Below are 22,945 nucleotides of genomic sequence, written 5' to 3'. Positions count from 1 at the left end.
ATTTTTCTTATTTCTCGATCTGTTCTTCTTCCGGTCCTTCTGTTTCCGGACTTAATTCCTCTTCGATTTCCTCAGGTGCTTCATTTCCCTCAGGAGTGTCAAACGATCCAGGATCAGCGTCTTCATTATTGCTTACGTGAATTTCTACTGTGTAATCCATGGAAACGAAGGAATTAAAGTTGCTCATCCCGACAACTGTACCCTTCACTTCAGAAGCATCAACATATTTAACAATGTAGGAGATATCTGCTCCTTTTGATTGATAGTCTTCATAGAACAAACGTGGTAGATCACCTTCTAATTGTCCACGGTAATCTCTTAAATAAGGTTCGCCCTCTGAGTAAGTGATTGTGATGCTTTTGTTATCTTGATCAGTTAATTCTGTTCCTGGTTCAATAGATTGAGCGATCATATTTCCATACTTTACGTTATTATGGAATCGCTGTCTAACTGTTACGGTTAAACCTTCATAGCTTGCGGCTTCTTCCATCGAAAAAGAAGCAAAATTTGGTACTTCGACAGCTTTTCCAAGTGACATAGTGATTTCCATCTCATCGTTTTTTGCAATCATAGATTCAGGATCAATGTTTTGCTTGCTAACCAATCCTGCTTCAATATCATTTGCAGCTTCTTCTTTGTAAGATATTTCAATTTCATTGGTTTCGGCCCATTGTTCTACTTCTTCTTTGTTTTTATTAACAAAATCAGGGACTTCTATATCTTCTTCAAAAACTTCTTCCCCTTTTGAAAAATATACATTAGCGTTATCCTGGCGTTTATACTCTTCTTTACTTATTTCCTCATCACTCATGACAAAGCGTGTGAATTGCCCTTCTTCGACCTCGTCGCTAAATTCTGTAACAATTTGTAAGTTCTCTGCTTTGTTTTCATTCTTCCAGACCTCGGCTTCGCTTGCAGTCAGCTCCGAAAAATCAGGTAATTCAATAGGTTCTTCAGGATCTGGCCCTATACTACTGGTCAGGTTAATTGTCGATCCTTTTTTGACGTTTTTTCCTTGCTCTATATCTTGTTCCATAATTTGATTTGCATCGTATTCCATACTGTGTTCTTGCAAGAGTTCTATCTCCATATTGTTCTCATTTGCCCATGTTCTTGCATCTGCAACTGGTTCGCCAACAAAATTCTCCATATCCACATAGCGAATGCTGTAATATAAGAATACAATTAACAATAATGCAACGATAGAAAGGGCAATATAAATAATTAATTTTTTGCGTTTTTTTCGTTGGTAATTTGGATCAATTTCAATATGTTCATTGCTGTCACTAGGGACTTTTTTCTCGCTTTTTGGCTCCGGAGAAAAAGATTCCTTAGGTGGTTGTTCCTGACTAGATGTTTGATTACTAGTTACTGATTCTTTTTCGTCTTTAGGCTGTTTGTCGTAATTATCTTTGTTAAAATTGGAAAGAAAATCACTCATTCGTATTCAAGACGCCTTTCTTTAAATAAAATGTTTGCTCAGACTGCATTGCAATATCATTGGAATGGGTAACCATAATCACACATTTGTTGTGTTCGTGTGCTAATTTTTTGAAGATATCAATGATTTCCTGCTCCATTCCCTCATCCAAATTTCCAGTAGGCTCATCGGCAAGAATCAGTTCAACGTTGGTAGATAAGGCACGCGCAATTGCCACACGTTGTTGCTCTCCCCCTGATAGTTTATTAACCGTACGATTTGCTTTGTCTTGGGAAATGCCAATATAATCTAACAAATTATAAGCAACAGTTTTATGATCATCAGGTAATTCATTTTCTGTAATGGACATAGAAACCAGTACATTTTCAACTGCTGTAAAAGTTGGTATCAGGTTATAGCTTTGAAAAATAATTCCAACTTTATTTCTACGATAATTATCATGGCCTATCTCTAGGATGTTTTTCCCGTCGAAAACAACTTCTCCGTTGTGTGGTGTATCCATTGCACTAAGCAAGGACAACAAAGTCGTTTTTCCAGACCCTGATTGTCCTAAAATCGTATAAAATTTCCCTTTATCAAAGGAAACATTGGTATCCTTTAAGACAAAGCGACGACTTTCCCCATCTTGATAATAATAATTCAACTCTTTAGTTTCTAAGATCATACGTTTAACCTCCTCTTACATCATAATTTTTTTTGGGTTTAATCGAATAATATAAATTAAAGGAATTAATGTTGAGAGTAGGATAGTGATAATTCCCACAGCATAAAATAGTAAAATGAACTCTCCAGTTAAGTTCACTTCATAAGCTTCTAATACGTCATCTGTTGTTAGATCTGTTTGCATTTCTGAGTAATACATCTGTTCTTCTCTCTGATTATTATTGTCATTATCAATCATAGAATCAGAGACTGTTTGGGCTAATAAATTTCCGGTAAATAAAGATAATGTCATCCCAATAATAGAAACTATTAAAACTTCTGTTACGATTTGTCCAATCACTCGAATACGAGATTCACCTAGGGATAGATAAATACCTAATTCATGTTTTCGATCTCTAAGGAATAATAAGACAACTAAACCAATAATAAGGATTGTTGTAATAATCGAAACAATAAGTACATATTTAGATAGAGTGGACATTGACTCGATCGGTGCAGCAATAGATTCATAGGAATCAGTTGCATGGCGAACAATAAATAGTTCAGGTAGTAATGGAGTTACTTCTTCTTCAAATGCTTCTGCATCTTCTGGCTTATTTAATACAAAGGCTGGGATAAAATAATCCTCGTATTCTGCTTGATCGCCTACAGAATATTTAATTTCTTGCGAAACGATTTCGTTTGCTACATAGATCGTATTTTGTAACTCCATATCCATGAAGTCAGCTTGTTCTTGGTTTTCAGAATCGGTATTTACAGTTTGCGGTTCAAAAATACCAACCACTTCTAGTGGTACATCCCGAGAATCTGTAATTTCTTCCTCGCCAGATTCACTAAATTCATATATTTGGTTCATTAATGAAAGTGTATCTCCAACCTGGATGTTATTTTTTTCAGCTAGTTTCTTAGAAATAATCGCTACAGGAGTTCCGTTTTCGATCTCTTCCTCGGTGAAAACACGCCCCTCAACTAGATTACTTTTACCTTCTTCAATATCAAGTACTGGAGCATAATTTACTCCTTTGAGTTGGAACTCCATACCCATGCCTTGCTCTATGTATTCTCCGTCTTCTTCTTCCATTCCATTGTAGCTATCGATTTCTTCGGAAGCTAGGTAGGTCGTAGTATTATAATCATAATATTTTACATAAGGAAGCTCACCAATTTGGTTAATTAATTCTTCATCTAAATTTTGAATCTCAAAATTCATCATTTCAGATTCATCCATACTTTCAAGTTCTTCATAATCTAACTCGACGGTTGCAGCCGTTCCGAGTTTATCTTTAATTGATTCTTCCACGTTAGCTGTCGCCTGTGAAATAGAGATGGCACCAGCAATTACATTCCCTAAGATAAATAGGACAGCAAGTAAAATTAGAGATTTTCCTTTTCTTCTGGTAATACTTAATAAACCACGTTTTAAAAAATTCATTTCGTTCCCCCTGTTCTTGTATTTTTTAAAATGATGAAGAAAATTGCCAATAAAAAACGGAAGCATAGATTTCTATTGGTGATTTTTAAACAGACGCCTCCTTTATATTTAACGTATGGAATTTGTAAAAAGTTTCAATAAATAACAAAAAAATTAATATTTTTTTAAGGAGAGTTGTGATAACAGGAATGAAGTGAAAACTTATCAGTTCAGTAGATCTAGTTTCCAATTATTAGGAAGGGTGATATACTAGATGTTACTATAAGAGAGGTAAAACTAGAAGTATAAGAGGTTAGGAACTATTTCTAGGAATGGAATCAGTAATGGTAGTAGAAGGATGATTGATATGAATTGGAAAGACGAAATACAAATAGCTAGAAAAATGGTTGCTGCTTCCATTTCGGGATCAATATATGCGATCATTCTAACCATATTTGTACCTACTCCTCTTGGTGGTAACATTCAAACTGTTGGAGATTATGTTGAAGCTCTTATTGGTATTGTACCAATTTATTTGATGTACAGCTTTCCAATAATTCTAGTCTATGGCACGATTACATCAATCATAAGTGATATAGTCGCTAGTTTGATAGCGAAATATACTAGAGAACATTTTAAACTTTATTTCTCATTTGTTTTACACATTCTTTTTGGTTTAATCTTACTTTGGTATAGTTTATTGGTAGCTGTTTTATTTTTTATAGTTGATTATGTATTACGAAAAAAGAACATTAATCAATGGAATGTTGCGATAAAAAGCTTAGGAATACCCATTTTAGTTTGGATAGTATTTATGGGATTAGAAAATATTATAGAGTTGTTTAAATGATCTAGATAACTATGGAGGAGGAATTAATATGATTTTAGGTTTACATCATGCTCAAATAACGATTCCAAAGGGTGCAGAAGATGAGGGAAGAAAATTTTACTGTGATGTACTAGGATTACCTGAAATGGAAAAGCCTGAAACATTAAAAGGCCGTGGAGGGTTTTGGTTACGTGTTGGTGATAGAGATGTACATGTAGGAACTGAAGATGGTATTGATAGAACAAAAACAAAAGCACACATAGCTTACCAAGTGGAAGATATAGATTATTGGAGGGAAGTATTGGAACAAAATCATATTGAAATATTTGATTCCGTACCAATACCCAACTTCAAACGTTTTGAGTTCAGGGATCCTTTTGGTAATCGGGTAGAGATGATACAAGAAATATGACGTAGATTTGATTTTATAAGTATTAAACAGTATCAATCGTAGGAGGATTTTAATGAAAATAGTATTCAGAACTTATGATAGTTCTTATTATGACATGGTTTGTTATTTTTTGATTAATTTATCAAAAGATAATCGCACACATATAAACTGGAACTGGGCAAGATGGGAATGGATGGTATTTCATCCTGAGTTTCAAAATAATTTAGCTGATAGAATAGGTTTATGGTTTAGTAGTACTAGTAATGAATTAGTAGGTATGACGACCTTTGATCATTATTTCGGAGAGGCGTTTTATGCTGTCAAGAAAGGCTATGAAGAACTTGAAAAAGAAATATTAGGATATGCACTTAACAATTTCAGTAATGAGACTGGACTTGGCATTGCAGTTAATGATTATGATAGTCACACCATAGACTTTTTAGTTAGTAATGGATTTGTAATGAATGACAATGCTGAAAACATCTTAGAAAGTAATTTAGAGAGTAATAGTTTTGATTATTCCCTTCCTAAAGGAATTCGAACGAAAAGTCTTAATACTAAAACCGATTTATATAAGCATCAAAAAGTATTATGGGAAGGGTTTGAAAATGATGGAGATCTACCGGATGATGAAAAAACGATAAATGAACAAAAAAGAATGCTTTCTGCACCTCATTTAAATTCATATATACATATCGTTGCAGAAAAAGAAGATGGTGAGTATGTGGCCTACTGTGGGTGCTGGTTTAATTCAAATACCGATTATGCTTATGTAGAACCGGTTTGTACAATTCCTGGATATCGTAAAAAGGGTATTGGTCAAGCGGTGTTATTAGAGGCGTTAAAAAGGTGTTATACCTTAGGTGCCAAAAAGGCGTATGTTATTGCTGATCAATCCTTTTATAAATCATTAGGCTTTGTCGACCATTCACACTTTCATTTTTACTGGCATTACTAATCCTTTTGATAATGAAGGATTTCTATTAAAAAACCTAATCGGTAATCCTCCAAGTTTACTCCTCCTAAACAACAATCATAAAAAAATCTCTAATAGCAATATCGGTAAACTTTTTTAACAATGATAGTTAATGGCATACATATAAGAATGTGGTACAATCTTGTTGGAAGCGCTTACCAAAACGAGTCTATATCACTGGTATAGATAGAATAATTAACGATAATTGAGTGTAACAGAAAGTGTTTATCGTTCAAGGTTCCATTATCAGAGCATTATTATTTTGAGGAGGAGTTCAGAATGAATAAATATCATTTTTTGTTAACTGGTCTGTTTGGTTTGCTTTTAATACTAGGTGTTGCTTGTTCAAGCAGTTCGAGTACTGGTGGTGGATCGGAAGAAATTACTATTATGGCAAATTTAACATCAGCTCAAACACCAGCATCTGATAATCCTATTATAGAAAAAATAGAAGAATCAACAAATACGACATTAGACATCACATGGGTAATGGATGAAGTATATGACGAGAAAATGAATGCTGTTATCGCAACTGATACTGCCCCACAAGCTCTATTTGTTAAAAATCAGGATTCCTTTAAAAAGATGAAAGATTCGATTAATGAAGAACAATACTGGAACATTGAGCCATACCTCAAAGATTACGAATATTTAAGTAATCTCAATCCAGATGTACTGAATAATACGAAAGTAAACGATAAGTTATATTCTTTATATTCTGGACGCCCCGCATCTCGTTGGGGCTTAATTTACCGGAAGGATTGGGCAGAAAACCTCGGTTTAGAAGCTCCAACAAATACGGAAGAATTGTTTGAAATGTTTAGAGCTTTTACCGAAGATGATCCAAATGAAAGTGGAGATGATGATACAATCGGGGTAGCGGCCGCCTCAGATCTAGTGTATGGTGGGTTTAAATTTACTAGCTCTTATTTTGTAACACCGAATAACTGGGGAGAGAAAGATGGCGAATTATTACCTGAATTCATGTTTGACGGTTACACCGACACAATGAATTTCTTTAAAAAATTAAGGGAGAATGGCTATGTTAACTTAGACTTCCCTGCTACTAGTCAAAGCGATCAAAATGATATGTTACTCACGGGTAAAGCAGGGGCATTGATTAGTTGTATTTGTAGTGCAGGAGGTATGCAAGATCAATTACAAAGAAATAATCCAGATGCAACATTAGATGTACAAAACCGTATTTCAGGACCTAATAATGGCCCTGGTAATTGGTCTAATTCAGGATACGGTGCTGTTGTGTTATTTCCGAAATCTTCTAATGAAACGGAAGAAGATTTGAGAAAAGTATTAGCCTTTTTCAATGAATTAATGAAACCAGAAAATTATAATTTGTTAACTTATGGGATAGAAGGAACACACTATGAAGTAGTGGAGGGAAAAGCAAAGGTTATAGAATCTGCATCTGATCTTTCTCAACGTGAAGTTCGTCCAGTGCTTGGCCTTGTTATTGGCGATGAATCAACTGTTGATGCCCTTCAGCCATATCCGAAAAACGAACTATATGCTAAGCAATATGAGCAAATCATGGATAATAATAATATTTTAATCAATGATCCAACCGCTCCGCTAGATTCAGAGACTTTTGGTGATAGGGGTGGAGCACTTCAACAAATCATTGATGATGCCACAGTTAACTATATGCTTGGTGATCTTGACTTAGATGGCTACCACGAAGAAATAGAAAGGTGGAAAGAAGACGGAGGAGAGCAAGTCATAGAAGAATATAATGCAGCATACCAACAATAGTGTTTCCTACTGTTCAAGCTGCTTTAGACAGTATGGAAGGGGAATCTGGCACTGTTTTTATTGCAAATGGAACCTATTACGAAAAGCTAGAAGTTGAGTGGCCAGCTATTACCTTCATTGGAGAAGATAGAGATCATACTGTCATCACTTATAATGCAGCTAGTGGAACAAAGAAGAATGATGGCACAACATACGGTACTTTTGATAGTGCAAGTGTTATTGTCAGAAATGCTAATTTCACAGCTGTTAATATGACATTTGAGAACGGTTTTGACTATATGACTGAACACAAGAAGGATGAGGATGATCTCACTAGAATGAAGAACATCCAAGCTGTTGCCTTTCGTACTGCTGACGACAGTGATCAGACTAGAATAGAAAACTGTCGCTTCATAGGTTATCAAGACACGTTGCTTGTAGATAAAGGGACACATTATTTTAAAGACTGCATAATCGAAGGGGCAGTTGACTTCATCTTTGGTGCAGGTCAAGCCGTTTTTGAAGCGTGTGATATTATTTCATTAGATAGAGGTGACACTTTTAATAATGGCTTTATCACAGCAGCAAGTACGTCAATACACACACCATATGGTTATCTATTCGAAGCTTGTAACTTATTGAAAGAAGTAGATGACATGAAAAATGAAACCGTTTATTTGGGTAGACCATGGCATCCTGGAGGAGATCCAAATGCAGTGGCAAGTGTACTATTTGATCAATGTAAAATGGGTGCACATATTAAACCTGAAGCCTGGACAGAAATGGGCGGTTTTTCACCAATGGATGCAAGGTTATATGAATATTGCAATCAAGGTGTTGGTGCAATCGTTCATGATACCAGAAGAGAATTATCAACAGTAGAAGCAGAAGCGTTTCGTAACTATATGAGAAACTGTTGTGTAAGATAGTAAAGGAAGGGGGGGTGATCTTCCATGAAAGAAATGAATCATCAAGTAGCATTTCAAGATGAACATGTACCAGGTTTTTTAATTCATTATAAGAAAGATCACTCACCGATGCCCATTTTTCATCGGCACTTAGGCTATGAGATTGTTTGGTTAAAGGAAGGAGAAGCATTGTATGTTTTTGAAGAGAAGGTATATCGATTAAGAAAAAACTCGCTACTTCTTTTTAAAAGTTCAGAATTTCATCGAGTTAGTTTAAGAGAAGAGGCAGCTTATGAGCGAATAGTTGTTATGTTTACAGAAGATTTTCTTCCTTTTGATCATCCTATTTCAAAGACGTTTTATGATTTTCTAGATCAATTACTTTTCCCGCATTTTATGTTAGATTTATTTGTGTGGCAAACAGATAAACTGCAAACGATTATGGATCACTTACTGCTTGAAGATCAAAGTGAAGACAATTGGCAACAAAAAGGAGCATTAGAGATATATCTGTTAGAATTGTTGTTATTTATCTGTCGAGAAATGAAGGATGAAAATTGAGGACATCATTTAACGATTGAACAGCAGCAAACAAAGCCAGTAGTGGTTCATGATAAAATCATTAAAGAAATTAATGAGGTATGGAATAAAGGTTGGAGTCTAGAAAACATCGCCAAAAGATTACATATGAATAAGTATTATTTATCGCACTTTTTTAAAAAGGAATTCGGTGTGACTATTCAAGAATATATATTGCAAAGGAGATTATTTGAAGCTAATAAACTACTGTCAGATACGGAAATGCCGATTCATCAAATTGCGGAATATGTTGGTTTTATGTCGGCATCCAGTTTCAATAGGAGGTACAAAGAGAGGACAGGAATAACTCCGAACCAATATAGAAAAAATAACAAAGAATTTCGTCGTATTATACAATGAAAAGAGAGAGAAATGATTAAAGAAAAGTATATTCCTAATTAATGGGTACACTTTTCTTTTTTATGTCTCACTTACATAAAAACGTATCGTCGGAACATCTAGCTTTACCACAGAACATTCGTTTGCTATAATGTATGATAAAATAGACGTGAAGATAGAGAAAGTAGGTGTTTTCTTTGTTGCGATTTTTAACTGGAAGTGCAACGGTGAATAAAAGCGAGCAATGCTTGCAAGAGATAAGACAAGAACTACAACAAAATCCTCAAGGGCCTCCGATTATATATTTAGTTCCAGATCAAATGACCTTCCAACAAGAATATGCGTTATTAAATGACCCTGATATCAATGGTTCGATTCGTGGACAAGTCTACAGTTTTTCCCGGTTAGCGTGGCGTGTGATGCAGCTGACAGGCGGGGCAACAAAGAAACACATTACATCGACAGGGATGCAAATGATGCTTCGCAAAATCGTCGAAGAGAAAACCGATGAGTGGAAGGTATTCCAGAAAGCAGTCGAAAAGCAAGGATTTATCGAACAACTGGAGGAAATGATCACAGAATTCAAACGCTATTGTGTCACACCGGAATTGATTAACACACAGCTTGAAGAAATGAATCGATTCCAGCACAAAACCATTAGCGAAGTAGCGTTACAAAGTAAATTAGATGATTTAGTCTATATTTATCAACAGCTAACAAGTAGCTTAGAAGGTCACTATATGGATAGCGAGGATCAATTACAGCAGTTAGTGGAAAAATTAGAAATGTCTAACTTTTTAGAAGACACAACGGTTTACATAGATGGCTTTCACCAATTCACACCACAGGAATTGTTAGTCATCGGTGCTATGCTGAAAAAAGCAAAAAATGTAACAGTGACACTAACAATTGATGATGTATATGATCCTGAGGTTGTACCGTTAGATCTGTTCTATCAAACAAAGGAAACCTATTATCAATTAAAGCAATTAGCAGAACAGACGATGATTAAAACAGAAATCAATCAAATAACAGCAAACGAAAATACGATAGCACCCTTTGTTCATTTAGATCAGCATTTTGACAGTCGCCCTGTTCAAAGCTTTCCGGAACAAGCTCCGATTCGCATTGCAGAAGCGGTGCACCCACGTGCGGAGGTCGAAGGAACAGCACAGGAGATTGTTCGTTTAGTAAGAGATAAAGGGTATCGCTATCGGGATCTCGCTATTCTTATTCGTGAACAGGATGTCTATCACGATTTGATTACAACTGTTTTTGATGATTATCATATTCCAACATTTGTTGACGAAAAAAGAACCATGTTAAACCATCCATTGATTGAAACGATAAGGTCACTGCTGGATGTCCTCGAAGGGAACTGGCGTTATGATGCAGTCTTTCGCTTGTTGAAGGCAGGCTTTATTCCTAAAGGGGAAGGAAAGCATCGCTTAGATCAAGAGGCAATCGATGAGTTAGAAAATTATGTTTTAGAATATGGAGTGCGTGGCAGAAGTAGATGGTTAAGCGATAAGCCTTGGATATTTCAACGCTTTAAAGGCTTTGATCAGTCGGCACAAACCGATCGTGAACTAGGAACACAAGAGCGGATTAATGCTTATCGGAAAAAAGTAACAGCAGCACTTGCAGATATTGATCAACAACTGCGGGAATTACCGACGATTAAAGAAAAAGCAATTGCCCTGTTTGAATGGCTAGAGGCAATTGGAGCACCTGGACGATTGGAACAAATGAGGGAACTATATGATGAAGAAGGACGAGTCGAAAAAGGACGTGAGCAAGACCAGGTGTGGGATGCGGTCATTCAATTGTTAGAAGAGATTACGGAAGTTGCTGGCGAAGAAAGGATGGACCTGAAGACATTCCGTAATGTGTTGGAGTCTGGCTTTGATTCACTAAGATTTTCACACGTCCCGCCAAGTATTGACCATGTTGTCGTTGGTTCCATCGATCGTTCACGGATGCATGGTATTAAGGCTGCCTTTTTGTTAGGGGTGAATGAAGGAACTTGGCCGATGAAGCCTGGTGGAGATGGCTTGATCTCAGAAGAAGAACGTTCCCTATTGCAAACACATGGTTTGCAATTAGCTGAGGGAAGTAAACGTCAGTTACTGGATGACTGGTTTTATGTGTATTTAGCTTTTACGCTGCCGTCTGATTATTTATGGGTGAGCTATCCGATCAGTAATGAGGAAGGAAAACAAAAAGTTGCTTCCCCTTTAATCAAAAGGATGGAAGAAATCTTTCCGATGCAGGAAGAGAGCTTGTTTTTACAAGACCCGGAAGAAATGACAGAGGCGAGCCGTTTTGTGACGACTCCGAATAAGACAAGAGGTGCATTAACAGCACAATTAGCACGAAAGTTAAGAGGTTATCCAATCGATGATATGTGGGAATATGTATTAAACTGGTATATTGAAAAATCCGATCATCAACAGATTAACCAACGTGTATTAAAGAGTCTCTTTTATCAAAATAAGCCGACAGACTTAGCAAATGAGACGGTCGATGAGTTATATCAGAAAGAAATCCAAGCCAGTGTTTCAAGGCTGGAAATGTATCATCGCTGCTCGTATCAGCATTTTGCCAAATATAGCTTAGGGCTACAGGATCGACCGACCTATAAACTCGATGCACCAGATATCGGCCAGTTGTTCCACGAGGCGTTAAAGCAAATTACCGAATGGATTCAAAAAGACGGTCGTGGGTTTGCTGATATTTATGATCAAGAAGCGAAGAAGTATGCCCATCGTGCTGTAGGAGAGTTAGCACCAGTATTACAGCATCAAATTTTGCATAGTTCCAATCGTTATCAATACATTCAACGAAAGTTGGAACATGTCATTGCAAGGGCGACGTATGTTTTAAGTGAACAGGCACGAAAAACACATTTTGCGCCTGTCGGTTTAGAAGTTGGATTTGGCTATCCGGATCAATTAGAATCATTGAAAGTCCATTTACCAAATGATTATACATTATTGTTAAGAGGACGGATTGACCGTGTCGATCAGGCAATCGAAAACGAGCAATTATATTTACGAATTATTGATTATAAATCGAGCTCAAAAGGATTGAACTTGACAGAGGTTTATTATGGACTGGCACTTCAAATGCTAGCTTACTTAGATGTAGTCCTGCAAAATGCGGAAAACTGGCTCGGGCAGCAGGCATCACCCGCTGGCGTTCTATATTTCCACGTCCATAATCCAATGGTCTCAGCGAGTGACTTTCTAACAGAAGATAAAATTGAACAGGAAATATTTAAAAAGTTCAAAATGAAAGGCCTACTTGTTGATCAAGAAGAGGTAGTCCAGATGATGGATACCTCGTTGGAGTCGGGAAGAAGTGACATCATTCCAGCAGGATTTAGCAAAAGTGGTTCCTTCTATAAAGGCTCCAATGTTGCCGAGCGTGAAATTTTTGACCAGCTGCAAGGATATATCCATCAATTAATGGAAAACGCAGGGTTAGCAATAACAGAAGGAAAAGTAGATCTCAATCCATTTCAGCAACAACAGTCAACTGCTTGTACATTCTGTGAATTCCGTTCGGTCTGTCAATTTGATCCAACGTTGGCGGAAAATAATTATCGCAGACTGAAAGAGATGAAAGATGAAGAAGTAATCGAAGCAATCAAGCGGGGTGAAGGATAATGCCGCAATGGACAAAAGAACAGGAAGAAGCGATCTATCAATCAGGTCAAAATATACTAGTTGCAGCAGCGGCAGGATCAGGTAAAACTGCTGTCCTTGTCGAACGAATCATTCAAAAATTATTAAATAAAGAACAGCCAATCGATATCGACAGCTTGCTTGTCGTAACCTTTACCAATGCAGCGGCACAGGAAATGCGAAATCGGGTTGGAGCAGCAATTGAAACGGCATTAGAGAATAATCCAACCTCTAATCACCTGAAAAAGCAATTGTCATTATTACAAAATGCGTCGATTTCCACTCTCCACGCATTTTGTATGGAATTAGTACGCAAATATGCTTATCAAATCGATATTGATCCGAATTTCCGGATCGCAGACAGTATTGAAGCGGATTTAATTCGCCAAGATGTGTTAGAGCAATTGTTTGAAGTATGGTATGGAGATGAGAACGAAACAGAGCAGGAAGCTTTTTTCGCTGTTGTCGATCGTTTCAGTAATGATCGTAATGATTTAGAAGTAGAATCTTTAATCTTAAAAATGTATGAATTCGCCATACAGCACCCGAATCCCGATTATTGGCTCGATCAGATGGCTACGATCTACCAAGTGGATAAAGAAATGGCGGAGGATGAGATTCCGTGGCTACAGTTATTGAGACAGGAAGTAATCGATCAACTGGAAGTGATGGAAACATTAGCAGAAGAAGCACTTGATGTAACTAGGGAAAGTGATGGCCCTTATCATTATGCAGAAGCGATCGACATTGATAAGGAAATGATCCAGCAGGCAAAAGGAGCCATTCAAATATCCTGGGAAGAAGCACGTACCGTTTTTGCGGAAGGGAAATTTAAAGCATTATCTCGTAAAAAAGTAGAATGTGCAGAAGATAAAAAAGATAAGGTCAAAGCAATACGTGATCAAATCAAGAAAAGGTGGGGCAATATTGCGAAGGATTGGTTTACGAGAAGTTTAGCCGACCATATTCGTGATATGCAAGAGATTCATCCAACCATCGTCCAATTAACTAACATGATTAAGCAATTTAAAGTGGCTTTTCAGGAAGCGAAGAAAGAAAAAGGTCTTGTCGATTTTGCTGACTTAGAACATTTTGTCTTAGATATTTTGTTAGACAATAAAGAAAGCGGATCGCCATCGTCCATTGCGTTAGACATGCAGCGGAGATTCACTGAGGTAATGATAGATGAGTACCAAGATACCAATATTGTGCAGGAAACGATTTTATCACTGGTGTCGAACCAACAGGACGGTGGCAATATGTTTATGGTTGGCGACGTGAAACAAAGTATTTACCGCTTCCGTCATGCTGAACCAACCCTCTTTATTGAAAAATATAAGCGATTTGCTGCAAAGGACGATCCTGGTTACCGAATTGACCTGGCGCGAAATTTCCGTAGTCGTGAACAGGTACTAACGGCAGCGAACTATATTTTTAGACAGTTATTTGATCAAAAAGTCGGAGATATTGACTATGATGAGGATGCAGAATTAATCTATGGAAACAAAGATTATGAAAATGTTCCTTTCCCTGACGTTGATACCGAACTGCTCATCATCGATCAGGAAACCAATCAAAATGACCAGTCAGATGAAGACATCGAGAATGAGGAAGATTTGGAGAAAGCTCAACTTGAAGCTCGTGCATATGCGACAAAAATCAAGCAGTGGATTGGTTTAGGTGACGATGAGCCTACAGAAATTATGGATAAAAAAACAGGTCAGCCCCGTAAAGTGGAATATCGAGATATTGTCATTCTTTTAAGGTCGATGACTTGGGCACCAACCATTATGGAAGAGTTTAAGAAGCAGGGGATACCAGTTTATGCAGAGCTTTCAACAGGTTACCTGGCCGCAATTGAAATCCAAGTGATGACCAGCTTGCTCAAGGTAATCGATAATCCAAGGCAAGATATTCCGCTTGCTTCGGTATTAAAATCCCCAATTGTCGGATTAAACGAAGATCAACTAGCAAAAATCCGTCTAGCTAAAAAAGGGGCAACCTATTATGAGGCCCTAAAAGAATATGTTAAAACAACGGATAATGAGACACTCGATCACTTTATGAAACAATTGAAACTATGGCGGAGAGAAGCCAGACAAGGTGCGTTATCTCATTTGATCTGGGATATTTATCAGGAGACAGGATATTATGACTTTGTGGGTGGTATTCCTGGTGGTCGCCAACGTCAAGCGAATTTAAGAGCGTTATATGATCGTGCTAAAAGCTATGAGTCAACTTCTTTCCGAGGGCTATTCCGTTTCTTGCGTTTTATTGAGCGTATGGAAGAGAAAGGTGATGATCTAGGTGCGGCGAAAGCATTAGGAGAGCAGGAAGATGTTGTCCGGATCATGACGATTCATAAGAGTAAGGGGCTGGAATTCCCATTAGTGATTGTAGGTGCGATGAATAAGCAATTTAACCAACAAGATTTACGGGCAAAATATTTGTTGCACAAAGAATTAGGCTTTGCTACCAAATATATTGATCCTGTCAAACGTATCATGTACCCAACGTTAATTTATCACGGTATTAAGAAAGAAATGCAACGGGAAATGCTGGCAGAAGAGATGCGAGTTCTTTATGTTGCGTTAACGAGAGCGAAAGAAAAAGTTGTTTTAATTGGTACGGTAGGATCTTTAGAAAAGAAGAAAAAGAAATGGGCAAGTATTATTACCCATCAAGATTGGGTTCTTCCTTCTTATTATCGATTAGAATCTTTATCTTATTTAGACTGGGTTGGTGCCAGTTTAGTTCGTCATCAAAAAGGTGAGATTCTAAGAGAGGAAGATCAACCGTTAACTACCCCAATTGAAATAGCAGAAGATGTTTCCGTCTGGAAGGTGGATCGCGTCCATCAAAGTGAATACCAAACCATTGATGAAAGTAATCGTGAACAGATAGAAGCATTAGAAACAGCTATTTATCAGTGGGAAGGTATAGAGCTGGAGGATAAAGTCTTAAAAGAAAAAGTAGCCGATCAATTAGAATATCAATATCCATACCAAGATTCGATTTTTTACCGAGCGAAACAAACCGTTACCGAAATGAAACGGCAGCATGAAGTGAAAGATAGTTATAGTGATCAGCAAATCATTGAACCCTTTCGTGCACCCATTCGAAAAAGACCTCGTTTTATGCAAACAGATCAAAAACTGACACGTGCCGAGATTGGTACGGCGATGCATACGGTCATGCAGCATTTACCGCTGACAAGTGATTGGCATGAAGCAGCGTTACTAGAATTTATCGCCAAATTAGAAGCAGAAGAAATGATCACAGCTGACGAAGCAAATGTGATTGATATACAGGCGATATTATCCTTTTTTGAAACGAATTTCGGTAGGCGGTTAGTCGAAGCAGAACAAGTAGAACGGGAAATTCCGTTTAGTTTAACCTTGCCGGCACAGGAAGTATATCCAAAGTGGCAGGAAGATCATCAGGAACGAATCTTCTTGCAGGGTGTCATTGACTGTGTCATCAAAACGGATCAAGGTGTGGTGTTATTGGATTATAAAACGGATCAGATCGAAGAAGAAGTAAGTCAGGAAGCAGAGGAAAAGTTAAAAAACCGATATCAGGTCCAAATGGATCTCTATGCTAAAGCATTAGAACAAATTTGGAAGCAACCGGTCATGGAAAAATATTTATATTTCTTTGATAAAAGTTTACTTGTGAAGGTGTAGCATAAGGAGTGGAATACTCCTTATGCATTTCCACCTACAACTTGATCTACAGCGTCCGGGTCAACTGAATTGGTAATATTAAAGCCGGTATTGGTATTTGAGAAATCCCCATTATTATTGGCACCTGCACCAGATGCAGATTTAGAAGCACTTTTTGGTGATAAATAAAAGCTGTCACCAAAGTTGATTACTCCACCACCAACACTGTTGATTTTGATTGGACCTACAATCGAAGGCAAAACTATCACAACCTTTCTGTTTAGTGCTGTATTCTTTAGTTGATGAAATACAGCTATCTATTGTCTTCCTCTTCATCTTTTAATATCCGAATATGTTTTTGGCGAGCAAGCGAGTCAATTTTTTTATTGCAACCTAATTGAACAACAGACGATGTAGATACTGCCATGATATCAATTGTAGATACAGAGATATTTTTTTCATGGTGGCAATGCTCACCCACTACAACTTCGGTATCAGGAATGGTTTGAATTGTTCTATTGAAGATTGGATATTGATTTAATTCAAATCCTTTGTCAGAGGAGATACCACCCTCCTTTTGCACCGCAAGAACATCTGCGTTAGGTTCTATTTCATTTGCATCGCCAATTTGAAATAAGGAACTATAGGATAAACTGTCCATTTTTATTTGCTTCACTCTAGTCGTTCTGGGAGTCATGATCGATCAGCTCATCATTTCTGTAGGTACTGTTTTCACCAACAATATAAGATTCAGGTGGTGTATCAAATAATGAAGATAATCGTATTTCATGACTATCTCCGACAATAAAAAGAGAGGAACTTGAAACAGCGGCAATTGAAATGTTTCCAACGCCTAAATTCCAATTATTTACTTTATAATGCATGACATTTTACTCCTTTTGCTGTTTTTCGAACCATTTTTGAAGACCTATCTGTAATTCTTTTTTTACATTAGACAGGATATGCTGATTCATTTGTTCAGGTGGAATATTGGCTTGTTGATAGTGAGCAATTCTACTTGGAAGTTGTTGTTTGACATCATCTAATAATGTTTGTCGGTAACCTGGATCTAGTGGGAAACGATACTGCTGTTCTAAGGATTCTACATAGCCGGGTAATTCTTGATCAACATACTGTCCTAATGCTTGATGTACAGGAGGTAACGGTCCGCCGTTTTGATCAGGTATAGAAAATTCATCCATCGTTTGCAAATCCTCGGGTGTAACCCCGATATGAAGCGTTCCATCTAATCGTTGAATTTTTAATTGATCAAAATGATACTCTAAACTTTCAATCGTTGTTTTAGGTGCATGTTGTTGTTGCTCTAGTTGCTGAATACGATTCTCTAAGGAGTTGATTTGATTATATAGTTGTTGGACTTGCTGTTGTAATTGGGTAATATAATAAACCATCATCTGATAATCCATCAAAACTCACTCCTTATGAGAATGTTAAAACGGTGATAAAGGAACTAATGGTTCTGGTCCGCCTTGTGGTGTGGCTTCTTCTGCTGGGGCTTCATACTCCCCTGTATTATACAATTGAGAGACTGCCTGCATTTTCCCTGTACTGCCAATTTGTAAAACGGACGAATTCGAGATACCTCCGACTTTTAAAAAATGAATGTAGATCGATTGATTAATTGTTACATTCACACTATCACCTACTATATACCAGTTAAATTTTGATCAAACTCGTCATTGTCGACCATTGTTGTCTGCGCATTTTCCAGGTGTACACGTATTCCATCCCCTGTATTAAAGGAACCGCCACCAGCGAAAGTTTTAGCTTGCGTATATGGCTGTATTTTGTAGACATCACCAATATGAAAAACGCTGGAGGAACCAATGTTGATTACTTTTACAGCACCAACCATTGCTGGCATAGACATCATCCTTACGTTGATACATCATTCCATATTTATTTTATGAATTCATCATAAGTTTGTGAAAATAGCGTGCTGAGTTTTCCTAATCATACTAGTTTCCACCAACTAAATAAGATAAAATGAAGGCAGATAAAGATTAGGGAGAGTGAAAAACTGTGAATAATCCTTCACCATTAGCAGATTCAAAAAGATTACCATGGATTGATACCGCACGAGGATTTGCGATTTTTGGAATTTTTATGGTGAATTTACTGTCATTACATGGGCCATATTTTATGTATGGTAATGGTACCAACTTTTGGGGGACAGGAGAACCAGGATTTTGGCAAGTGATCATTGATATTTTTTTTCAAGCTAGTTTTTATTCGTTATTTTCTTTTTTATTTGGATTCGGGATGCAAATTATTTATAAAAATTTACTCACTAAAAATGTGGAAGCCCCTCGTAAATGGATGGTGCGACGATTATGGGTTTTGCTTGGTTTTGGACTAATTCACGCTTTTTTGATTTGGCATGGTGATATTCTCATTACATATGCAGTTATTGGATTTTTGTTACTGTTATTTTTAAATCGTAACAATGTCACATTAGTTGTTTGGAGTATCTGTATTTTACTAATACCAACTCTTTTGTATTCAGGAGTACTATTTATAATTAGAGATGATATTAGCAATCTAGCGAATAGGACTGCTATTGAAAATGCCAATCAGCACTATGGGGCGGGTAGTTGGGGTGATATCCTATCTCAAAATGCCAATGACTGGTTAAACAGTAATCAATTGATTAACTTCGTCTTTACAACCTTTAATATCTTGCCAATATTTTTAATTGGTTTACTTTTTGCCAAAAATAAATGGCTACATGACTTACAATTACACAAAAAAACTTTGCAGAAGTGGTGGGTTGGATCACTTATTTTGTTTGTGCTATTTAAGGCAGGACCCTATGCTTTTGGTAATCCAATTTGGTTTTCAAACTTACAAGATGCTGTTGGCGGTATTTCGTCTGCCATTTTTTATACGATAACCATTGCCTTTCTTTATGGTAAAGGGAAGCAATTATTCAGACTTATTGGTTATGTCGGCAAAATGGCACTATCTAATTATATTTTGCAGTCGATTATCGGTGTCACGATATTCTATTCGATCGGGTTTGGATTATATGGTAAGTTGACGCCTTTTCAAATAATGTTAGTTGGACTGATCGTATATCCAGTGCAAATTTTTCTCAGTTATTTGTGGCTAAAAAAATATAAACGTGGACCTATAGAATGGCTATGGAGAAGTCTTCTCTATAAAAAGAAACTGACAAACAGACGGAGCGAGTAGGAAAATCGTATAACGTAAGAAATAGATAAAAAATGAAATCTATCATAATCCATGATATGATTAATTTAAAACAATTGGGGGTGCACAAAAGATGACTCATTTACACATAACAGCATGGGTAGTGGGATTAATTCTACTATTTGTATCGTATGCGATGTACAAAAACGGAAGTAAAGCAGGTAAAATCGTACATATGATTTTACGATTAGACTACTTATTTATTATTATCACGGGTGTCATTCTCTTTATAAACAATTTGGCTGCTTACACAAACTCAGGTGGAGGCACACTTGGAGAAGTAATCGTGAAAATGATTGCAGGGTTCTGGGTAGTTGGAGCAATGGAAATGTTGCTAGGAAAAACAAGCAAATCCAAGCCAGCCAAAGGTGCTTGGACACAACTCATCATCGCCTTGCTAATCGCACTAGTTCTAGGACTTGGAAGACTACCAATCGGATTTCAATTTTTCGGCTAAAAAAATGGGTCACGGGCAAATGTTCCGTGTCCTTTTTTTTATGGTACTAACCGTTTGTAAGATCCCCACTGATCATAGTCTCACTTTATCTCTAAAATAACGATCACTTCTATAAAACCCAATCACTTGTTCATTTTCGCACTACTGCTGCATATATTAATAAAAGCTACTATGATAGGGAAAGGTGTGTCAATACAGTATGTGTGGGATTACAGGTTGGATCGACTTTACCCGAAATATTGAGAATGAGCGAGAACAAGTACAGCGTATGGCAAATAAGATTAGCCATCGGGGACCAGATGAAACTGATTTTTATTTTGAGACACATGTCGGCTTCGGTCATCAGCGTCTAATCGTCGTTGACCCAGCTGGTGGCAAGCAACCAATGATCCATACAGAAGACCAACATCGATACGTATTAGTGTATAATGGTGAACTTTATAATACAGAAGATATTCGCAGTGAATTGCTGACACGAGGATGGCGATTCAATTCTCACTCGGATACGGAAGTCCTGTTAAAAAGCTATATCGAGTGGGGAGAGGCGCATGTTGAGAAATTAAACGGAATTTTTGCATATGCTATATGGGATCAATCAAAGCAGCAATTATTTCTCGCTCGCGACCGTCTCGGTGTGAAACCTTTATTTTATAAGGAACATCAAAATGGACTACTGTTTGGCTCTGAGATAAAAGCTCTTCTTGCACATGATGCTGTAGATCCTGTTATTAAAGAAGAAGGTTTATCCGAAATTTTTGCGCTTGGTCCATCACGTACTCCAGGGCATGGTGTATTTGATGGAATGAAGGAACTACGTGCAGCACATGTTGGCATATTCAATCGCTATGGTTGGAAAACAAGACGTTATTGGAATGTGGAAAGTAAACCACACGAAGATTCTGTAGAGGAAACCGCTGAAAAAGTTCGCAACCTATTAGTGGATGCCGTAGAGAGACAGCTTGTATCTGATGTTCCATTGGGCACTTTTTTATCAGGGGGAGTAGATTCTAGTGCAATCACGGCTATAGCAGCAAAATATCTAGAAAACAATCAAAAGGATGCTCTTCAAACCTTTTCTATCGATTATGAGGATAACGACAAATATTTTAAGAAAAGCAGCTTCCAGCCCAATCAGGACAAAACATACATTGAAAAAATGGTTCAGACACTGGACACTCAGCATCACACATATGTGATTGATAATCATACATTAGTAGATTTGTTAAAAGATGCAGTACGATACCGTGATCTGCCAGGAATGGCCGATGTCGATTCTTCTTTGTTATGGTTTTGTGAACAGACAAAAAAACAAGTGACGGTAGCACTGTCCGGTGAATGTGCTGATGAAATTTTTGGTGGTTATCCTTGGTTTTATCGTGAGGATGATCTTAATCGTGAAGGTTTTCCGTGGATTCGTTCTTCAGAAGTTAGACAAAATCTATTACGGTCAGATGTCAGCCAACAATTAAATTTGGAAGCATATACGAAAAAAAGATATGAAGATACCATAAAGGAAGCTCCTATATTAGATGGCGAAGGAGAAGAAGCAAAAGCAAGAAGACAAATGTTTTATCTGAATATGCAGTGGTTTATGCCTACATTGTTAGACCGTAAAGATCGCATGAGTATGGGTGCAAGCTTTGAAGCACGTGTACCATTCAGTGATCATCATCTTGTTGAGTATGTATGGAATATTCCCTGGGAAATAAAAACATATGGCGATCATGAGAAAGGTATTCTAAGAAAAGCGTTAGAAGGAATCCTGCCAGAAGAAATTCTTTACCGCAAGAAAAGTCCGTATCCAAAAACACACCACCCGGCTTATACGCAAGCAGTAATCAATTGGATGAATGAGATTATAAATGACAAGGATGCGCGCATATTTGAAGTATTAGATCGCACAAAAGTAAAAGAACTGGTCGACCAAAAGGCGGCAAATATTAGTACACCATGGTTTGGTCAATTAATGACAGGACCACAGTTGTTGGCTCATATTGCACAAATTGAATACTGGCTACAAGAAAATAATGTGATTATTGATATATGATGCTATAGTATCGAAAATGAATGAAAGTAGTGACGGTTATGAAGAAAATATGTATCAGTATGTTGCTTCTTTTTCTTATTCCTACCACATTAGATGCACTCTCTGAGGTGTACCCGTTTGTTGGATTAGATGGCCGTGTATATGAGGTAACCGATCAGCAAATCGACTCATCTCATATCGGACAATCGGTTGGAAAAGTAACCACTCAGGCAGAAGACCATACCGGCATGTATTATGGCAATGCATCGAATCATTATCCTGTAGGCACAGAGTATTTTAAAATGGAAGACACAGACATTGGTGATGCAATTGCAGTGGAAGAACAAGGTGTTTATGTTAAAGCAGAATTTACCCACCGTGTTCCTCTTCACTGGCGCAACATTATCTATTATCTGACACCAATCCTATTTTTAACTGGACTAATTATCATTTATCGTATACGAGAAAAAGTGAAGAAAAACTATCAAACCTCTCTATCAAGATAAGATAGAGAGTTTTTTATCGTTAGTAGGAAACTTTTTTGCGATTTGTTTTCTTCCATTCTGCATTTTGATGAGTGTTTGGAAA

At 37.2% G+C, this 22,945-nt stretch carries 22 protein-coding genes; 13 read left to right on the top strand and 9 right to left on the bottom strand.

Translation table 11 applies throughout. From position 1 onward, the window contains the following. Window positions 1–7: 7 nt before the first annotated feature. The 3 genes from BM121_RS01350 to BM121_RS01340 are packed head-to-tail and all read right to left on the bottom strand — an operon-like array spanning window position 8 to window position 3,536. The gene (locus BM121_RS01350; protein ID WP_091480045.1) at window positions 8–1,441 is read right to left on the bottom strand and encodes a PASTA domain-containing protein; all 1,434 of its coding nucleotides are present in this window, start codon (window positions 1,439–1,441) and stop codon (window positions 8–10) included. Then, window positions 1,434–2,105, bottom strand: coding sequence for an ABC transporter ATP-binding protein (locus BM121_RS01345; RefSeq protein ID WP_091480041.1), 672 nt, complete (start codon window positions 2,103–2,105; stop codon window positions 1,434–1,436). The genes BM121_RS01350 and BM121_RS01345 overlap by 8 nt, the downstream gene beginning before the upstream one ends. 15 nt (window positions 2,106–2,120) lie before the next feature. After that, window positions 2,121–3,536, bottom strand: a complete 1,416-nt coding sequence (locus tag BM121_RS01340; protein ID WP_091480038.1) for an ABC transporter permease — start codon at window positions 3,534–3,536, stop codon at window positions 2,121–2,123. 346 nt (window positions 3,537–3,882) lie between these two features. Here BM121_RS01340 and BM121_RS01335 point away from each other — a divergent pair, with 346 nt between their 5' ends. The 9 genes from BM121_RS01335 (at window position 3,883) to addA (ending at window position 16,661) form a co-directional block, all read left to right on the top strand. Further along, window positions 3,883–4,365: a hypothetical protein gene (locus tag BM121_RS01335; RefSeq protein WP_091480036.1), complete on the top strand. Its 483-nt coding sequence runs from the start codon at window positions 3,883–3,885 to the stop codon at window positions 4,363–4,365. A 28-nt stretch (window positions 4,366–4,393) separates the two neighbouring features. Continuing rightward, window positions 4,394–4,756 (top strand): VOC family protein, encoded by a 363-nt coding sequence (locus BM121_RS01330; RefSeq protein WP_091480033.1) that lies wholly within the window; start codon window positions 4,394–4,396, stop codon window positions 4,754–4,756. Window positions 4,757–4,808: 52 nt separating this feature from the next. After that, window positions 4,809–5,693: a GNAT family N-acetyltransferase gene (locus tag BM121_RS01325; protein WP_091480030.1), complete on the top strand. Its 885-nt coding sequence runs from the start codon at window positions 4,809–4,811 to the stop codon at window positions 5,691–5,693. Between the two features lie 297 nt (window positions 5,694–5,990). Then, a complete protein-coding gene (locus BM121_RS01320) occupies window positions 5,991–7,481 on the top strand; it encodes an extracellular solute-binding protein (protein ID WP_091480027.1) in 1,491 nt (496 codons plus the stop codon). Continuing rightward, window positions 7,481–8,389 carry a pectinesterase family protein gene (locus tag BM121_RS01315; RefSeq protein ID WP_091480023.1) on the top strand — a complete coding sequence of 303 codons (909 nt, stop codon included), beginning with the start codon at window positions 7,481–7,483 and terminating at the stop codon, window positions 8,387–8,389. Before BM121_RS01320 ends, BM121_RS01315 begins: the two co-directional genes overlap by 1 nt. A gap of 24 nt (window positions 8,390–8,413) precedes the next feature. Next, on the top strand, window positions 8,414–8,929 hold the full coding sequence (locus BM121_RS01310) for an AraC family ligand binding domain-containing protein (protein ID WP_091480020.1): 516 nt from the start codon (window positions 8,414–8,416) through the stop codon (window positions 8,927–8,929). Between the two features lie 42 nt (window positions 8,930–8,971). Next, window positions 8,972–9,307: a helix-turn-helix transcriptional regulator gene (locus BM121_RS22635; RefSeq protein WP_091480016.1), complete on the top strand. Its 336-nt coding sequence runs from the start codon at window positions 8,972–8,974 to the stop codon at window positions 9,305–9,307. A 176-nt stretch (window positions 9,308–9,483) separates the two neighbouring features. Continuing rightward, a complete protein-coding gene (addB, locus tag BM121_RS01300; protein ID WP_281244806.1) occupies window positions 9,484–12,957 on the top strand; it encodes a helicase-exonuclease AddAB subunit AddB in 3,474 nt (1,157 codons plus the stop codon). Beyond that, window positions 12,957–16,661, top strand: a complete 3,705-nt coding sequence (gene addA / locus BM121_RS01295) for a helicase-exonuclease AddAB subunit AddA (protein ID WP_091480011.1) — start codon at window positions 12,957–12,959, stop codon at window positions 16,659–16,661. The genes addB and addA overlap by 1 nt, the downstream gene beginning before the upstream one ends. A 20-nt stretch (window positions 16,662–16,681) precedes the next feature. On the opposite strand, the gene BM121_RS01290 is transcribed toward addA, so the two are convergent. Genes BM121_RS01290 through BM121_RS01265 form a run of 6 tightly spaced genes read right to left on the bottom strand, consistent with a single transcriptional unit; the run spans window position 16,682 to window position 18,525 of the window. Further along, on the bottom strand, window positions 16,682–16,900 hold the full coding sequence (locus BM121_RS01290; RefSeq protein WP_091480008.1) for a spore germination protein: 219 nt from the start codon (window positions 16,898–16,900) through the stop codon (window positions 16,682–16,684). Window positions 16,901–16,953: 53 nt separating this feature from the next. Further along, on the bottom strand, window positions 16,954–17,337 hold the full coding sequence (locus BM121_RS01285; RefSeq protein WP_091480005.1) for a spore germination protein GerPE: 384 nt from the start codon (window positions 17,335–17,337) through the stop codon (window positions 16,954–16,956). Further along, window positions 17,318–17,524, bottom strand: coding sequence for a spore gernimation protein GerPD (locus BM121_RS01280; protein WP_091480002.1), 207 nt, complete (start codon window positions 17,522–17,524; stop codon window positions 17,318–17,320). Before BM121_RS01280 ends, BM121_RS01285 begins: the two co-directional genes overlap by 20 nt. A gap of 6 nt (window positions 17,525–17,530) precedes the next feature. After that, window positions 17,531–18,067, bottom strand: coding sequence for a spore germination protein GerPC (gerPC, locus tag BM121_RS01275; RefSeq protein ID WP_091479999.1), 537 nt, complete (start codon window positions 18,065–18,067; stop codon window positions 17,531–17,533). A gap of 24 nt (window positions 18,068–18,091) precedes the next feature. Then, complete coding sequence (locus BM121_RS01270) at window positions 18,092–18,295, bottom strand: spore germination protein GerPB (RefSeq protein WP_091479997.1); 204 nt, start codon at window positions 18,293–18,295, stop codon at window positions 18,092–18,094. Window positions 18,296–18,306: 11 nt separating this feature from the next. Further along, entirely contained in the window at window positions 18,307–18,525 is a 219-nt protein-coding gene (locus tag BM121_RS01265; protein ID WP_091479994.1) for a spore germination protein, read from the bottom strand. A 158-nt stretch (window positions 18,526–18,683) separates the two neighbouring features. Here BM121_RS01265 and BM121_RS01260 point away from each other — a divergent pair, with 158 nt between their 5' ends. The 4 genes from BM121_RS01260 (at window position 18,684) to BM121_RS01245 (ending at window position 22,863) form a co-directional block, all read left to right on the top strand. Continuing rightward, window positions 18,684–19,856 (top strand): DUF418 domain-containing protein, encoded by a 1,173-nt coding sequence (locus tag BM121_RS01260; protein ID WP_091479990.1) that lies wholly within the window; start codon window positions 18,684–18,686, stop codon window positions 19,854–19,856. A 91-nt stretch (window positions 19,857–19,947) separates the two neighbouring features. Further along, window positions 19,948–20,331, top strand: a complete 384-nt coding sequence (locus tag BM121_RS01255; protein WP_091479987.1) for a YisL family protein — start codon at window positions 19,948–19,950, stop codon at window positions 20,329–20,331. Between the two features lie 199 nt (window positions 20,332–20,530). Next, entirely contained in the window at window positions 20,531–22,378 is a 1,848-nt protein-coding gene (asnB, locus tag BM121_RS01250; protein WP_091479984.1) for an asparagine synthase (glutamine-hydrolyzing), read from the top strand. A gap of 38 nt (window positions 22,379–22,416) precedes the next feature. Next, window positions 22,417–22,863 carry a hypothetical protein gene (locus BM121_RS01245; protein ID WP_091479980.1) on the top strand — a complete coding sequence of 149 codons (447 nt, stop codon included), beginning with the start codon at window positions 22,417–22,419 and terminating at the stop codon, window positions 22,861–22,863. The last annotated feature ends 82 nt before the right edge of the window (window positions 22,864–22,945 follow it).

This window comes from Gracilibacillus orientalis, from assembly GCF_900114645.1.
GTDB classification, from domain to species: domain Bacteria; phylum Bacillota; class Bacilli; order Bacillales; family Amphibacillaceae; genus Gracilibacillus; species Gracilibacillus orientalis.
This window is presented reverse-complemented; position numbering and strand designations above follow the sequence as displayed.